Origin of the sequence: Kitasatospora sp. NPDC088134, assembly GCF_044741705.1 — a bacterium.
Classification (GTDB): Bacteria; Actinomycetota; Actinomycetes; order Streptomycetales; family Streptomycetaceae; genus Kitasatospora.
On the sequence record NZ_JBIUTD010000005.1, the window covers coordinates 405761 to 420754 of the forward strand.

Here is a 14994-nt window from a genome sequence, read left to right on the forward strand (position 1 = left end):
GGCCCGGTCGGCCCGGCCGCGCGGGGCGGTCGGCCGGGCGTCTAGGGTCACGTCCCATGACGAGGACCACGCCCCCGCGCCCGCTCGACGTCGAACTGCTCTTCCCGGGCCTGGCCGCCCACCGCGGCACGACGACCCGCCTGCACCCGCGGCCGGGCCGCCCCGAGGTGTCGGACAGCTCGGTGGGCGGCCCGATGCTGTGGCCGGCCGACGAGCCGTGGCCGGTGTGCGGCGAGGCGCACGGCAGCAGGCGGGGGCGGCGTCCGGCCGACATCCACCGCTACCGGCGCGTCCTGTCCGCCGCCTGGGCCCGGACGGAGCACACCGGCCCCACCGAGGGGGAGCGCGAACTGCTCGGTGAGCTGCGCCGGGAGCACCGGCTCCCCGAGGGCGCGCAACCGGACCCGCTGCCGATGATCGGCCTCGCCCAGTTGTACCGGCGGGACGTCCCCGACCTGCCCCCGGGGCCGGACGGCTGCGACCTGCTCCAGGTGTTCTGGTGCCCCTTCGACGCCCACGGGCCGGGCCGCCACGACCTGGAACTGCACCTGCGCCGGCGGCGCTCCCACGAGGTCGGCGAGGTCCTGGCGACGCCTCCGCAGCCAGCGGTCGTCGGGTACGACGGCTTCGTCCCCGAGCCCTGCGTCCTGCACCCCGAACAGGTGGCCACCTACCCCTTCGCCGGCCTCCTGCCCGAGGACCTCCGCACCCGGATCGACGCCTGGGAGGAGGCCATGGAGAGCGAGGAGGACGAGGACGAGGAGACGGACGAGCCGGTCGGCTACCAGTACGACCTGTCCATCCCGCCCGGCTGGCGGGTCGGCGGCTTCGCCTCCTGGCACAGCACCGACCCCTCCCCCATGGACTGCCACACCTGCGGAACGCCGATGCACCTGCTGCTGACCGTCGACAGCTCGGAGTGGGACGGCGGCAGCGGCAGCTGGAAACCCGTCGAGGACCAGCACCTGCCCACCCACCTGGACGCCGCCCCCACCGGGGTCGTGGTGGGCCGCCACGGCGAACTCAACCTCTTCACCTGCCCCACCGACCCCGACCACCCGCACCGCTGGAGCATCCAGTGACCGACAGCCGACGGCTGCCCCCGGGGGCAAGTCCCACGAGAGTGGTTCGTCCACGACCCTGATCTCCCGTCAGAATCACTGCTCCGAAAGTGGTGTCATCCAGGGGATCCACAGCGGACGCACCGGAACCGGGCGTTGGCCGCCTCGGCGGTGTCCGTGATCGCGGCGACGGGCCCGGCGACCTGCGCACAGGAGAAGGCCGACGACCGGGGCTCCGGCATCGCGTGGGCGCCGGGCCCGACCCGGCCCTCCGCGGCAAGTGGCCGACGCTCGGCGCTGCCGGGAACGAGTTGGGCCGCGTGTTCGGCAACTTCTGCGACCCGGGCCTCCAGATACAGCACGACGCCGGCCCGGAGACCATCGGCATCCCCGACGGCAGGAGCACCTCCAGACAGGTCGGCGGCACCGACGACGTCGTCACGGCCATGAACGAGGACGGCACCACAACCGAAGCGGCCGTCGCCACCGAGGGCGAACCCCCACCTGCTCGGCCTGGAGCAGGGCACGGACAGATCCGTGCAGTTCGGCGAGTCCGACCGGCCCGTCCGGGCCACCCCGCCACCCGCCGACCAGGTCTTCGACCTCAGCACCCTCCTCACCCCCTCACCCTCCTCGGCCGACCCCGGCCGCACCGGGCAAGGGCGTCCCCTGCCGCCCAAAGGATGATTTCGTCGGGTCGAGCGAGGGCCTACGACCAGCGAGCCGGCAGATCTCCGCGGGCTCGCCAGAAGTCCGCGTCGCGCGGGGCGGCCGGCCACCCCGTCATGTGCTCGGCGCATGCCGCGAAGGCCCGGGGCAGCGAGACCTCGTCGCCGACGGCGAAGGTGAGAACGTCGACGTCGTGGGTGCCGTGGTCGTTCTCACACCAACAACTCGCGTTGACCGAGGCGGTCACCTCGTGCCGACCTTGATCCGTCCAGCCCACCTGGAGCTGGAACTCCAGCCAGTCGTCGGGAGCCACCGACCGGACGTCGCACAGGAGCAGGATGATGTGCGCCCGGCACTCCGGGCCGGTGAAGGCCGCATGCTGCGGGAACCAATCCCATCCCCCGGAGGCGACCCCGGGCCGGGAGGACCGGCTCGCGCCGGTGCGGCGGGGCTCGCGGGCCCCGGCGGCGGGATCTCGCTTGGCTGAGCGCCGTCAAGGTGGGGGAAAGTCGGCGTGGACGCGTTTGACCTTCCCGGTGTTCGGCTAGCCGCGCAGTGTCCGGATGTGAAGGAGGCGTGAAGCATGATCACCGAACAGCAGATCCGTTCCGTGCTGAACCAGCCCGTCCACGATGCGCAGGGCGAGAAGATCGGCAAGGTCGACCACCTCTACCTCGATGACGCCACCGGTCGGCCCGAGTGGGTCAGCCTGAAGACCGGCTGGTTCGGGTCGAGCGAGTCCTTCGTCCCGATCGCCGACGCCCACGTGGTCGACGGGCACCTGGAGGTACCGTTCGCCAAGGAGAAGGTCAAGGACGCGCCGAACGTGGACGTCGACAGCGGCGGCCACCTCTCCGTCCAGGAGGAGCACCGGCTGTACGAGTACTACGGCATCGCCTGGGACGACGCCTGGCACGCCGCCAACCAGCCCGGCGAAGGGGGCTGGGCCCACTCCGACAGCAGCACGGGCCTCGCCGCCGGCACCGCGGGCCTCGCGGGCACGGCCGGTGCCGCCGGTGCCGCCGGTGCCGCCGGTGCCGCCGGTACTGCCGGTACTGCCGGTACTGCCGGTACTGCCGACAGGACCGGTACTGCCGGTACCAGCGGTGCCGCAGGCATGACCGGCAAGCACGCGGCGGGCACCGGGAAGGGCGCGGCGGGGACGGGCGCCGCAGGCACCGCGGGTGCCACGGGCCTCGCGCGGGCACCGGGCTCCGGGCACGCCACCGGACGGGCCGACGGGCGCGCCGCCGACGAGGCGATGACCCGTTTCGAGGAGCGGATGCACGTCGGCGTGGAGCGCTACGAGAGCGGGCACGCCCGGCTGCGCAAGTACGTGGTGACCGAGGAGGTGCAGCAGACCGTCCCGGTCCGGCACGAGGAGGTCCGGGTCGTGCGGGAGCCGATCACCGAGGCCGACGCGGACCGGGCGATGTCCGGCGAGCCGCTCTCGGAGGCCGAGCACGAGGTGGTGCTGCACGACGAGCGGCCGGTGGTCACCACCGAGGCCGTCCCGGTCGAGCGGGTCCGCCTGGTGACGGAGGAGAAGGTCGAGGAGCGGACCGTCACTGGCCAGGTGCGCAAGGAGCGCATCGAGGCCGAACTCCCCGACACCGACCGGGACCGGATGCGGGGCACCGGCAAGGGCACCCCGCCCCGGGACGACCGGCGCTGACCCCGACCGCGCCGAGGGGCGCCTCGGGCCGGCCGCCGGTGCGCCGCACCGGCCCGGCCCGGGGCCGTCCGCTCGGCTCAGGCCCGGTCGATCGCCGGGCGGAAGCCGGGCGGCGGGGTGATCCCGAACTCGGTCTCCAGCAGTTCCAGCAGGGCGTCCGGGTGGGTGATCTCGCGGCGGGTGCGGGTGCCGTCGGGGGCGGTGCGGGTGAAGGCGGAGCCGTCCAGTGCCAGGTGTTCGCCGGTGGGGAGGGGGCGCTGGACGTAGAGGCGGTGGAAGGGCGAGCGCGGGTGGGTGGCGGTGTACCAGTTGCCGATCCGCAGGTCCACGGCCGGGGTCCGGTCCAGCGTGAAGGAGGACTGGTCGGCCCATTCGCCGTCCCGGTGCGCCTGCAGCACCCAGACCGGGGCCGGTCCGTCGGCCTCCTCCAGCAGCAGGCGGTGCCGCCGGCCGGACGCCGCGCGCTCCCGGCCGGGAACCATCGGCAGCGGCTCCAGCAGCGCGCCGGGGCCGCCGAACCCGACGTCCGCGAGGTGCCGCCCCTCGGCACCCGACTCGGCGCCCGGCTCGGCACTCGGCTCGACCCCCGGCACCTCGACGGCCAGCACCATGTGGGTGCGCGGCCGCTCCTCCCCCGGGCGCGCGCCGGACCGGACCCGGCCGGTGAGCCGGGTCACCCCGAAGCCCAGCTCCTCCAGGACGGCGGCGAACAGGCTGTTCTGCTCGAAGCAGTAGCCGCCCCGGGCTGACCCGACCAGTTTCGCCTGCAGCTCCCCGAGCTCCAGCGACGGCACGCCGCCCGCCACCACGTCCAGGTTCTCGAACGGGATCGCCAGCACGTGCGCCCGGTGCAGCGAACGGAGCGTGTCGAGGGTGGGCGCCGGGTCGCCGGCCCAGCCGATCCGGGTGACGTACTTGTCGAGGTCGACGGTCATCAGGTCCTCTTTCGGGCGGCACGGCCAGGAGGCTTGTGCACGGGCGGCAACTCTCCCCGTGCACAAGCCTCCTGACGTTCCGAAACTTCCCGCAGGGGGACGGATCAGAGGGTGCCGCCGCTGTAGTAGCCGCCGAGCTGGTCCCGGTAGGCCGGGTCGTCGTAGTGCCGGTCCTTGTCGTACTCCGGGGAGTTCTTCACCTCGTCCTTGGAACGGTTCACGTACACGGTCCGCTCCTCGTGGTCGACCCGGTTGACGGTGCCCGCCGGGAGCAGGACCTCGCGGCCGAAGATCCACGGGCCGGTGTCGACCACCAGGTAGGAGGCGTCGGTCTCCTGGTTGTGCTTGTCGACCTTGCCGATGTGGCCGTCGGCGGCCTCCACCCGGTAGCCCGTCAGGTCGGCGCCCGCCGTGTAGCCCTCGGCACCCTCGTAGCCCCACATTCCGCCGGTCATGTCGCTCTCCTCCGGTTCGGTGACGTCGGTCGTCGTGCAGGGCTTCGGCTGCCCCGGTCCCGGCCGGGCATGCCTGCGGATTTCCGCCCGCAATCACCCGTAATCGCCCGTTGCCTTCCGTGAGCGCCCGTCACCGCCCGTCACCGTCGGCCGCCGACCGTCACCGCCGACCGCCGATCGCCGACTTCCGCCCGTCACCGCCCGCCGTCGGCCGGGACGCGGAGGGCCAGCAGGGCCACGTCGTCGTCGTTGTCCGGCGGGCGGACGTCCTCCAGCAGGCGCCGGCAGAGGTCGTCGAGGCGGTGGTGGGCGAGCGCCGCGGCGTGGCGGCGCAGCCGGGCGAGGCCGGGTTCGACGCCCTCGGCCCGGGACTCGACCAGCCCGTCGGTGTACAGAAGCAGCGTGGAGCCGGGCGGCAGGCGGACGGTGGCGACGCCGCGGTCGATCTGCGCGCCGGTGCCGAGCAGCACGCTGCGGCTGGTGCGCAGGTGGTCGGCGCGGCCGTCCGCGGTGAGCAGCAGCGGGGGCGGGTGGCCGGCGTTGGTCCACTCCCAGGTCCAGCCGGCGGCGGGGTCGTGGGTGAGGCGGCCGAGGACGAGGGTGGCGGTGGCCAGGTCGCCGACCCGGGTGATCAGGTCCAACTGTCCGACCACGGTGGGCGGGTGGGGCTCCGACCAGGCGAGGGCGCGCAGCATGTTGCGCAGCTGCGCCATCCGGGCGGCGGCCTCCAGGTCGTGCCCGGCGACGTCGCCGACGACCAGGGCGATCGCCCCGTCCGGGAGCCGGAAGGCGTCGTACCAGTCACCGCCGACCTGGGAAGCGTCGGGTGCGGGCAGGTAGGAGGCGTACAGGCGGATGCCCGGGACGTCCGGCAGCCGGGGCAGCAGGTGGCGCTGCATGGTCTCGGCGATCCGGCGCTGGCGCTGGTAGAGGCGGGAGTTGGAGATCGCCAGGCCGGCCCGGCGGGTGATGTCCTCCAGCAGCGACAGGTCGCAGGTGGTGAACGGCACCGGGTTGCCGGCCCGGCCGAGGGTGAGCGCGCCGAGGACCTCCCGGGTGCCGCGGACCGGCGCGACGGCCGCCGAGTGGATGCCGGTGGCGGCGAACAGGTCCTGCTGGACGACGGCGATGCCGGAGTCCGGTTCGCCCGCGTAGTCCTCCGGCCCGACCAGGGAGGCGACGCTGCCGCGCAGCGCCCGGGACAGCGGCCGCGGGGACTGCGCGGTGACGGCCGGGATCGGCCCCTCCAGCTCGGGGTGGCGGGCGAGGCCGTCGGCCCCGTGCGCGAAGACCCGGGCGCGCCGGATGTCGCCGCCGTCGGCGATCAGGTCGACGACCATCCAGTCGGCGAGGCGGGGCAGCGCCAGGCGGGCGAGCCGGTCGAGCATCTCCTGCTCGCCCAGGGTGGAGGTCAGCGAGGTGGTGGTCTCGGCCAGCAGCGCGAGCCGCTCCAGCTCGGTGAGCTGCTTCCGGACGGCGGCGGGCTCGGGGGCGGCGTGACCGGCGTGGAAGAGGACCAGCATGCCCTCCTCCCCGCCGAGCGGCCAGGGCGTCGTCGTCCAGCACACCGGCAGCAGCCGGCCGTCGCCGCAGCGGAAGTGCACGTCCGCGCCGCTGCACGCGGTCCGCGCCAGCAGCGCCTCCATCAACGGGCACAGCGCCCGCGGCCCGGTGGCGCCGTCGGCCTGACGGTGCAGCAGTTCGTGGTGGTCCTGCCCGACCACCGACTCCCGCTCCAGCCCGAGCAGTTCGAGGCCCCGGTCGTTGACGGCGGCGATCCGCCCGCCCTCGTCCACCAGGTAGCCGCCGAGCTCGCCGACGGCCGGGACGGACGGCGGTGCCGCCTGCTGCTCCGGCGCCGCCTGCTGCTTCGGCGCCGTCGGCGGGACGTCGCCTTCTCGCACGTCGTCTTCTCGCACGGGCTCTTCTCGCACGGGACCTCTTCCAGGTGGGCCGGACGGTCCGGCGGCGCGTCGAGAAGCGGGGCGGCCGCCGAACCCGCAGATGACCTTACGGGACGGCGCACCGCACCAGGCGCCGACCGTACCGGGCCCTTCCGGTTCCCTGCGGGGATGCCGGCCCGGGCCCGGCACCAGCACCGGTCCTGTGCCCGACCGTCTTGTGCCCGACCGTGGATTTCGGCCGCCCGGTGGCCGGAAACCGGGACGGGGCCGGGGTCGATTCCCTACGGTGGGGGCATGAGCATCGGTACCCTCCCGAAGCACGGTGCCGGGATACGCACGGCGGCGGAGGTCCGGGACGTCCTGCGCGAACTGCGGGAACGCCGGGACAAACCGCGCGTCCACGGCGCCCGCACCGCCCTCCGCTGGGCGCTCGACCCCCGGCAGGACCCGCCCCTGCCGATGGAGCCGACCCCCGTGGACGCCCTGCTGCGCCTGATGACCCAGGAACGCACCGCCCTCGCCGTCCGCCACGACCCGCAGCACCCTCCGCGCCAACGCCGCGAGGCCCACGGCGTCGCCCAGGCCCTCGGCTGGGTCCTCGGCTACCGCCCGGACCCACCGGCCTGAGCGGCGTCCGTCCCGGGGCGGCCCGGGAATCCGGGCGATCCGGCCGATCCGCGTTCGGGCGGCATCGTCTGGGCGGAAGCGGGGAGACGGGGAGCGCGCGTGCCGCACGCGCTCCCCGTCGCTTCCGTCCCTGGGGGTACTCCCGTGTCCGTCCGTAACCGTCTCACTGTTCTCGGTGCCGGCGCCGTCCTGGGCAGCACCGTCGCCCTCGGCATCGGCACCGCCCCCGCCCTGGCCTGCACGGGCGGGGAGCCGGTCGCCGCCGCCACGCCGACGCCGCCGGCCGGGTCCGACGCTCCGTCGGATCCGTCAGCTACAGCAGGTTCAACAGGCCCGGCAGGCCCGGCAGGTTCGGTGCCCACGGCGGAGCCGGCGGCCGGAGCCGTGCTGCGGCTGCTGCCGCCCACGCCGGGGGCGCTGGTCGCGGGCGGTCCGCCGGTCGGGTTCACCGCGCAGCTCGCCAACCGGGGGACCGCCGCGTTCACCGGTGTCGTCCCGCTGGCCTCCCTCCGCGGCGACGAGAACGATGCCTCGCACCGGGCGCTGCGCGCCGGGGAGGTGCTGTTCCAGGTGCGGACCCCGACGGGTTGGGAGCAGGTCCCGCTGGCCACGGACTGCGACGGCGCGCTGCGCGGCGGACCGGCCGCGCTCGCCACCGACCTCGCCCCCGGCGGCACCGCCCAGTACGACTTCCGGCTCTCGGTGTCGGACCGGACCCCGGAGGCCCGGCAGCTGGACGTCCGACTGGGTGTCCGGTCCGCGGCGGGGGACAGCTTCCGGGACGCCCCGCGGCTCACCCTCCCGATCGCCCCGACGGCGGACCCCGCCGGCACCCCCTCGGCGGCCCCGCCCGGCGCGGGGGACGCCGCTCCCGGCCCGACCGCGAGCGGATCCGCGCCCGTACCGCGCACCGAGGCGCTCGGCGTCCGTCCCTCCGCCGCGCCGAGCGACTCCCCCGTCCCCACGGTCGTGCCGACGGTGACCGTCTCGCTGACCGGGGCGTCCGCGCAGCTGCCGCTGGCCGCCGGGGCCGACCGTCCCCCGCTCTCCCTGCTGATCAGCGGCGTCGCCCTGATCACCTTGGGCGCCGTCGGCCTGACCTTGGTGCTGACCCACCGCCGCTGAACCTCGCGGGGCGGTCGGCGTCGTGGAGCGGTCGGCCTCCTGGGACGGCCGGTCTCCTGTCTCCTGCGATCGGTCTGCCTCGTGGGACGCGCTCGTGGGACGCGGCGGCTCGGCGCGGACCGGGTGGTCTCCGGCTCTCAGCCCTCAAGCTCCCGTCCCGGGGCGGCGCCGTCCCAGTAGTCGGGGTCGGCGGGGCCGCGTTCGCGCAGGTCCCGGCGGACGCCCGTGGCCAGGCGGAGGGTGTCGGCCCGGTTGATCCGCGCCCCGATCACCGCGCCCGCCAGCAGCGGCGTGAGCGTCGGGAGCTTGCGCATCCCCGACCGCGCCAACCGCTTGCTCACCTGCCGCCGCAGCGCCGCACTCCGGTTCAGCGCCAGCAACGCCCCCGGACGGGTCAGGTCCAGCCCACGCCCTTCGCTCCACGCCGCCAGGTACGCGTACGACCGCTGCCGGGCGGCCCCCGGCGGCACCTGCCCGTAGACGGCGTACAACTCGGCGATCAGCTTCAACTCGATCGCGGCCGAGGCCAACAGCTCCGACGCCAACTCCACCGGCATCGCCAACGGCACCGGCATCATCGCCACCGCCCCGGCACTCGCCCCCACCGCCGCCGACGCCTTCACCGACCCCGCCGTGAGCAGATCCGCCGGCTCCTCCGGAGTCCGCACCCCCGGGTGCTGCGCCCGCAGAGTCGCCAGGTCCCGCACCGGAATCCGCGGCGCGGCCTCCATCAGCCGCTCCGTCACCATCTTCAACCCGACCAGCGACCCCGCCCCCAACCGCCGCCCGCCCCGCCCCAAACTGTCCCCGAGCCGCCGCCCCGCCAACACCCCCATCCGCCGCACCCGCCCGAGCCCCTCCCCCTTCTCCTGGGTCTTCTCCTGGGCCTCCACCTCCGCCGCAATCCGAGCCAACTCCCCCGCAGCCTCCGCAGCCCCCTCACCCGACTGCTCCGGCCCACCGATCGACGCCATCTCTTCCTCCACCTCTCCCCCACACCCCGACACGAACTCCTCCCCATCATCCGCCTGCCCGGCCCCGAACCGCCCAATCCCCACCGCCGCTCCCCCACAGCCGAACCGAGACAGCACCAACGAAACACCCACCTCCCCCGCCCCGAGCACCCAGCAGCCCGCCGAACAACCCCACCTGCTCCCACCCCCGATCGGCCCAACTACCAACCTCACCAAGTCCGCAACCCGAAACAAACAGAGGCCATCCCTGCGGGCCCCGGGGAGCAGAGGTTCTTGGCGGTGATCAGGATCTCGACGACGGGGTCATCCCTGCGGGCGCGGGGAGCAGACGTGGTCGTCGAGGTCGTCGCGCACTGTGCCGGGGTCATCCCTGCGGGCGCGGGGAGCAGACGACCTGCGGCACACGCACGCGTCGTGGCTGAGGGTCATCCCTGCGGGCGCGGGGAGCAGCAGGGCTTCGATTCGTTCGCACCAGGCAGCGAGGGGTCATCCCTGCGGGCGCGGGGAGCAGGTGGCGTGCGCGCAGCTCTCCGGGATCATGGCGGGGTCATCCCTGCGGGCGCGGGGAGCAGACTCGTGAGGGAACAGCCAGACCAGGGCGGTGAGGGTCATCCCTGCGGGCGCGGGGAGCAGTCTTGTTGACCTGCGGTGTTAGGTGGCGGGGGCTTCGGTTTTCGCTACCGTGTGGGGTTCGGGCATAAGTATCATAGCGTCACTTTTCTCTTCAGGCGGAGGGGGCATGCCGGCCGCTGGTGCTGTTGAGGTGTCAAGGAGCTTGGTGGCGTGGGCGATGATCCCATGGCTGGGCAACGAAGAGGGGCCGGTCGGGCAGATCGGTCAAGGCGGGGCGGGCAGGCGAATCCGGGCGAGCCGGGTCGGGTCGGTGATGATGCGGATGGCGATGATCCAGCCGTCAGTAACGGTGAAGGCCATGGGGGAGAGCGGGCTCCCCATCCGGGCGCCAGGACATCTGCCCGGGGAGGCTGTTGACCAACACCTTTCGGCGCCGGGCGACTTCGCCGGAGAACGTCCCGGCGCGAGCGGCGACTTCGGTGGTACCGAGGACAACCACCGGGCCGCCCGGGGTGTCGACGGTGAGGCATACGTCCGGGTCGAGGATGCGTAGCAGTGCCTCGGAGTCGCCGCCGTGGACCGCCGCCCGGAACGCCCGGACGGCTGACCGTTGTTCAGGACCGGGACGGCTCGGGCGTTCCGTGCCACGGACCTTGCGGCGGGCCCTGCTGGCGGTGACCTAGGCGGCGTCGGCGCTCCGCTCCAGGATGCAGCCGATGTCGCCGAACGGGGCGGCGAACACGTCGTGCAGGACGAACACCACCCGCTCGGCGGGGGTGAGCGCGTCAAGCACGACACGCAGCGCGAGGCCTACGGAATCGGCCAGCGCCACCTGCTCGTTCGGCACGGGGGCGGCGGCGGGGCCACCACGAGTTCCGCGAACCCGTCCGGCCCGTCCGTACCATCCGCGCTCTGTGCGCCGACGGTCTCCGGGGCTCGGCGGGAGCGCAGCAGGTCCAGGCTGATCCGGCCAGCCATGGCGGTCAGCCAGGCCGGCAGCTTGTCGATCGTTCCCGGCTGCTGCCGCTCGTACCGGAGCCAGGCCTCCTGCACCACGTCCTCAGCGTCGGCGTGCGAGCGGCAGCAGCCGGTACGGCGACCGCACTCAACCGGTCCCGCTGCGCCTCGAACCCCTAACCTGCCAAAACGACTTGACGGATGTTCATGCATTGCGCTGCTGCTGCGGCAAGACCCGGTTGCCGTCCGGGTCCACGGTCTCGATTCGCAGCCCGAACTGGGACTCCTCGGGCGCGCCCCGCTCGAAGACCACCCCGCGACCGCGCAACACCTCGACGTCCGCCCGCAGATCGTCCGACTCCAGCGGCCCCGGCGCCCCTTCCCCGACCCCACGGACGCCAGGTGCACCCACAAATCACCTGCACTGGACTCCCCGGCGCCCCCACCGCCAGGACCCGCCCCTCGGGCCCGCGAAGTCGATCCGCTTCTCCAGTCCGAGCCCGTTGCCGTAGAACTCCAGCGCCCGGCCCTGATTGGTGGCGCACACCGTCACGTACATGAAATTGGTCAGCATCGCGTTCTCCCTCTGCTCAGAGGGGTGGCGGCCCTCCGAATCCGGCCGCCACCCCTCTGACGGGCCGCACCGTCGAAAGGCAACAAGCCCACTCCCCCTCACCGGACAGCCCCCGCGCCCGGGCACGCAGCCCGGCCTCTTCGCTTTTGGCCGAGATCGGACGAGGGAAGCCATGGAGGATTCGACGCAGCCCCGTAGGACCGTGGGATCATCCACCCACGCCACCAAGGTCCTTGACACCTCCACAGCACCAACAACCCATCGCCTGGCCACTACACGGCATGCCGCGCCCGCTTCACCTGAAGAAAAAGTGACGCTATGACACTTATGCCCGAATCCCACAAGGTAGCGAAAACCGAAGCACCCGCCACCTAACACCGCAGGTCAACAAGACTGCTCCCCGCGCCCGCAGGGATGACCCCGCATCAGCGGTCAAGGGCAGTTCGTCCTCGTCCTGCTCCCCGCGCCCGCAGGGATGACCCCCCGTCCCGTTGGTTGTGGGTACACACCACCCACTGCTCCCCGCGCCCGCAGGGATGACCCCTCCGCTCACAGGAACGGCCGTTGGCGAATCCGCTGCTCCCCGCGCCCGCAGGGATGACCCCAAGGGCGCGTGCGCGGCCGAGGCGAAGGCGAGCTGCTCCCCGCGCCCGCAGGGATGACCCCGTTTCATTGACAATGTTTCATTGAGGCGAGAACTGCTCCCCGCGCCCGCAGGGATGACCCCAGGTCGTCCGGGTGCGGGGGCTGGTCCACCGGCTGCTCCCCGCGCCCGCAGGGATGACCCCGAGCTGGTCGACGAGTTCGGCGACCTTGACCGCTGCTCCCCGCGCCCGCAGGGATGACCCCCGCAGGTTGAGCGATCCGAGGCGGACCCGGTTCTGCTCCCCGCGCCCGCAGGGATGACCCCTGGTCCGAGGAGGGCCCCATGCCGAAGATCACCTGCTCCCCGCGCCCGCAGGGATGACCCCTGCTCGCGCGGGGTTCGGGGCTGGGGCATCGTCTGCTCCCCGCGCCCGCAGGGATGACCCCGCCTGGGTCAACCGCACCCGAGGGCTGGACGGCTGCTCCCCGCGCCCGCAGGGATGACCCTTCCTCCCCGGCCCGTAGGACCGACGTGCGAGGCTGCTCCCCGCACCCGCAGGGATGACCCTTCCGTGTGAAGGCGGTTCCAGAGCGTCTCGGTCTGTTCCCCGCGCCCGCAGGGATGACCCCATCGCCGGGGCGCGGCGCGCGGTGGACGGTGACTGCTCCCCGCGCCCGCAGGGATGACCCCAATGCGTGCTGTAGTCGTAAGAGAGACCGGCGCTGCTCCCCGCGCCCGCAGGGGTGACCCCAGCTGGTCGTAGGCGATCAGGAACACGGAGTCCTGCTCCCTGCGGGCGCGAGGTGCTACCCCGGCCCAGGGGTTGGTGGCCCCTGAAGGTTCGTGCGGGGCTCCGGAAGTTGGTCTCGGTTGGTCGGGGTTGGAATTGCGGCGCCGTGGGGATTCCGGCGTGAAAGTCTTTGGGGTGTGCCTGAGTTGCGTACGCACCCTGAAGGGGGCCGGTCAGGTTGCTCGGGTTCTGGGGGGCGCCGGAGAACGGCGGGCTGCCGAATCCTGCTGATTTTGTCGACTCCGGGTGGGGAGGAGGCGGGGCGGCTGTGGGTCATGGACTACCTGGAGGAGGGGCAGGTGGCGGCCGGGTTGGATGGGACCGGCTGTGTTTGCGTCCCATGGGGGCCCGTGACATCGCTGATGGGTGCTACCTCTGGCCGGAGAGTCTTGGTCACTGCGTTCTCGATCACGGGGTCGGGCTGCCGACCGAGTTCGTCGAGCACGTCGAACGCCGACGCAGCGTCCTTGACGAACCGGGGAGGGACCTTACGTGGTTGGCGTGAGAACGCAGCCAGGATGCAGATCCCCATCTTGTCGTTTGCCCGTAACTCTTCTTCGTAGGGGTGCACTTCACGAGGAGAGAGTGGGAGCCCCGCTCGCAGCGGACGGCACCGAGCCGAAAGAGCCGGTGCGGTGGGCCGCTCGACCGTCAAGGTTCTGCGCGGCTGTATCGACCGGGCGAGCGTGACGGTACGAAGAGCAGGGTGATTTCCCTCAACTTGCAGGAAGAATAGGCACGTTGGAATCATCGCCCAGCCTTGGAAGCGCCAGCGCTTCGCGGGGGCAGGACGTAAAGTTCCGGTGCCCGGCGCGGGTGTGCGGGGCGGGGCGCGTCAGCCGGGATACGGGAACGGTCGGTTCTCCAGGAAGTGCCGGAGCCGGAGTTGCCGGGCATGGTGCGTCGGCAGGTCTGCGAGGTCGTCCGGCGCTACGAAACGGAGGTCGGTGGATTTGCCGGAGCTCCGGAGTCACCCGCCGATGATGCGAGCGGTGAGGCAGATGGTGAACTGTTGGCGCACCTCGACGTCCTCGTAGGCGATCACGTGTCGAGGGTCGGTGGACGTGCGGACGAGTCCGGCGATCTCCACGTCGAGGCCGGTCTCCTCGCGGGCTTACCGGACGGCCGTCCCGGGAAGCGAATCGCCGAGGTCCGTCGTGCCGCCCGGGAGTGCGTACAGGCCGTTGCCGGTGCGCCGTTGGAGCGGGATGCGTCTCCCCATACCGATCACCACTGCGGACGCTGCCGCCAGCGGTCGGTGCGGTTCAGGCGCGCTGGGGCGTCGCAGTACGCGGTGCGCCACGTGATCGGTTCGCCTCGCGGTGTCGGAGGGGCCGAACAGGAGCCCCGCGAAGACGTATGCATTCACCAGCACCTGACCGTCCCCCGAGGAATCGTCAAATCCTGTGGACCGATCGGACCGTCCGAGGGCTGGTCGGTCAAGCAAGCGGCTTGCGGTAGCGGACGTGCTCGTTCTGCCGTTGGAACCCCACGCTCTCGTAAAGGTGGTAGGAGCGGTGCGGATTCGCCGTGCCCGTGAACAGCCGGGCGGTCGTTGCCCCTTGCTCACGAAGGCTTCGTAGGCCGTCCAGCAGCAGGGCCCGGCCGATTCCGCGGCGTTGATGGTCCGTCCGGACGCTCAGCTCTTCGATCTCGCCCGCGGTGTGGTCGTGGCGCCGGATGGAGCAGAGGGCGACGCCGACCATGTCCGACCCGTTCCATGCAGCTCTCCAGCAGGCCGGTTCGGCGGTGTCGACGAAGTCCTGGAAAGGCCATTTCTGGGTGAAACCGGCATCCGCATACGAGTCGACGACCGTCCGCCAGGCTGCACGGTAGTCGCTCGGCCCGATCGGTCCCGTCCGTATCCCGGGCGGCAGTTCGCCGTCCCGCTCGGGCAGCTCCTGCAGATCGCCCAATTCCATCTCGACCAGGCTGAAGACGCGCCGGTAGCCCGCTGCGAGGAGAAGGGCAGTGGCGTCCTGCTCGGAGCTCTGAGAGGGCGTTCGATAGGGGATTCCCCCCAACTGTCCGGATTTGATCGCTGCGGCACGGACTCGATTCCAGGATCTCGTGGCGACCGGGTCCGTGT

Annotated in this window: 13 protein-coding genes, 1 pseudogene and 2 CRISPR repeat arrays; of the genes and pseudogenes, 5 read left to right on the top strand and 9 right to left on the bottom strand. The window is 72.8% G+C overall.

Going from position 1 to position 14994, the window contains the following annotated elements; genetic code table 11:
• Positions 1–56 precede the first annotated feature (56 nt).
• Positions 57–1082, top strand: a complete 1026-nt coding sequence (locus tag ACIOHG_RS11690) for a hypothetical protein (RefSeq protein WP_400948447.1) — start codon at positions 57–59, stop codon at positions 1080–1082.
• Positions 1083–1770: 688 nt separating this feature from the next.
• On the opposite strand, the gene ACIOHG_RS11695 is transcribed toward ACIOHG_RS11690, so the two are convergent.
• Positions 1771–2043 (bottom strand): hypothetical protein, encoded by a 273-nt coding sequence (locus tag ACIOHG_RS11695; protein WP_400948448.1) that lies wholly within the window; start codon positions 2041–2043, stop codon positions 1771–1773.
• A gap of 270 nt (positions 2044–2313) precedes the next feature.
• Between ACIOHG_RS11695 and ACIOHG_RS11700 the strand changes: the two genes are divergently transcribed.
• Positions 2314–3405 carry a PRC and DUF2382 domain-containing protein gene (locus ACIOHG_RS11700; RefSeq protein WP_400948451.1) on the top strand — a complete coding sequence of 364 codons (1092 nt, stop codon included), beginning with the start codon at positions 2314–2316 and terminating at the stop codon, positions 3403–3405.
• 77 nt (positions 3406–3482) lie between these two features.
• On the opposite strand, the gene ACIOHG_RS11705 is transcribed toward ACIOHG_RS11700, so the two are convergent.
• The 3 genes from ACIOHG_RS11705 to ACIOHG_RS11715 form a co-directional block, all read right to left on the bottom strand.
• Positions 3483–4340, bottom strand: coding sequence for an arylamine N-acetyltransferase (locus ACIOHG_RS11705; RefSeq protein ID WP_400948454.1), 858 nt, complete (start codon positions 4338–4340; stop codon positions 3483–3485).
• Positions 4341–4444: 104 nt separating this feature from the next.
• Positions 4445–4795: a PRC-barrel domain-containing protein gene (locus ACIOHG_RS11710; RefSeq protein ID WP_400948457.1), complete on the bottom strand. Its 351-nt coding sequence runs from the start codon at positions 4793–4795 to the stop codon at positions 4445–4447.
• 194 nt (positions 4796–4989) lie between these two features.
• Positions 4990–6699, bottom strand: a complete 1710-nt coding sequence (locus ACIOHG_RS11715; protein WP_400948460.1) for a SpoIIE family protein phosphatase — start codon at positions 6697–6699, stop codon at positions 4990–4992.
• A 294-nt stretch (positions 6700–6993) separates the two neighbouring features.
• Between ACIOHG_RS11715 and ACIOHG_RS11720 the strand changes: the two genes are divergently transcribed.
• Positions 6994–7326, top strand: coding sequence for a hypothetical protein (locus ACIOHG_RS11720; RefSeq protein ID WP_400948463.1), 333 nt, complete (start codon positions 6994–6996; stop codon positions 7324–7326).
• A 354-nt stretch (positions 7327–7680) separates the two neighbouring features.
• Positions 7681–8451 carry a hypothetical protein gene (locus tag ACIOHG_RS11725; RefSeq protein WP_400948466.1) on the top strand — a complete coding sequence of 257 codons (771 nt, stop codon included), beginning with the start codon at positions 7681–7683 and terminating at the stop codon, positions 8449–8451.
• Between the two features lie 137 nt (positions 8452–8588).
• Here ACIOHG_RS11725 and ACIOHG_RS11730 read toward each other — a convergent pair whose 3' ends face one another.
• Complete coding sequence (locus tag ACIOHG_RS11730) at positions 8589–9425, bottom strand: hypothetical protein (protein WP_400948469.1); 837 nt, start codon at positions 9423–9425, stop codon at positions 8589–8591.
• 238 nt (positions 9426–9663) lie between these two features.
• A CRISPR array of direct repeats spans positions 9664–10058; the repeat unit is 28 nt; unit sequence GGGTCATCCCTGCGGGCGCGGGGAGCAG.
• Between the two features lie 145 nt (positions 10059–10203).
• On the opposite strand from ACIOHG_RS11730, the gene ACIOHG_RS11735 reads away from it, so the two are divergent.
• Positions 10204–10551 (top strand): hypothetical protein, encoded by a 348-nt coding sequence (locus ACIOHG_RS11735; protein ID WP_400948471.1) that lies wholly within the window; start codon positions 10204–10206, stop codon positions 10549–10551.
• A gap of 257 nt (positions 10552–10808) precedes the next feature.
• Here the strand turns inward: ACIOHG_RS11735 and ACIOHG_RS11740 are convergent, their stop codons facing one another.
• The 4 genes and pseudogenes from ACIOHG_RS11740 to ACIOHG_RS11755 all read right to left on the bottom strand — a co-directional run.
• Entirely contained in the window at positions 10809–11054 is a 246-nt protein-coding gene (locus tag ACIOHG_RS11740) for a hypothetical protein (protein ID WP_400948474.1), read from the bottom strand.
• Positions 11055–11370: 316 nt separating this feature from the next.
• Entirely contained in the window at positions 11371–11529 is a 159-nt protein-coding gene (locus ACIOHG_RS11745; protein ID WP_400948477.1) for a hypothetical protein, read from the bottom strand.
• A 393-nt stretch (positions 11530–11922) separates the two neighbouring features.
• A CRISPR array of direct repeats spans positions 11923–12927; the repeat unit is 28 nt; unit sequence CTGCTCCCCGCGCCCGCAGGGATGACCC.
• Between the two features lie 813 nt (positions 12928–13740).
• Positions 13741–14208: pseudogene (locus ACIOHG_RS11750) on the bottom strand (NUDIX domain-containing protein).
• A 136-nt stretch (positions 14209–14344) separates the two neighbouring features.
• Positions 14345–14994, bottom strand: a 650-nt coding sequence (locus tag ACIOHG_RS11755) for a GNAT family N-acetyltransferase (protein ID WP_400948480.1), incomplete at its 5' end; no start/stop codon positions are given.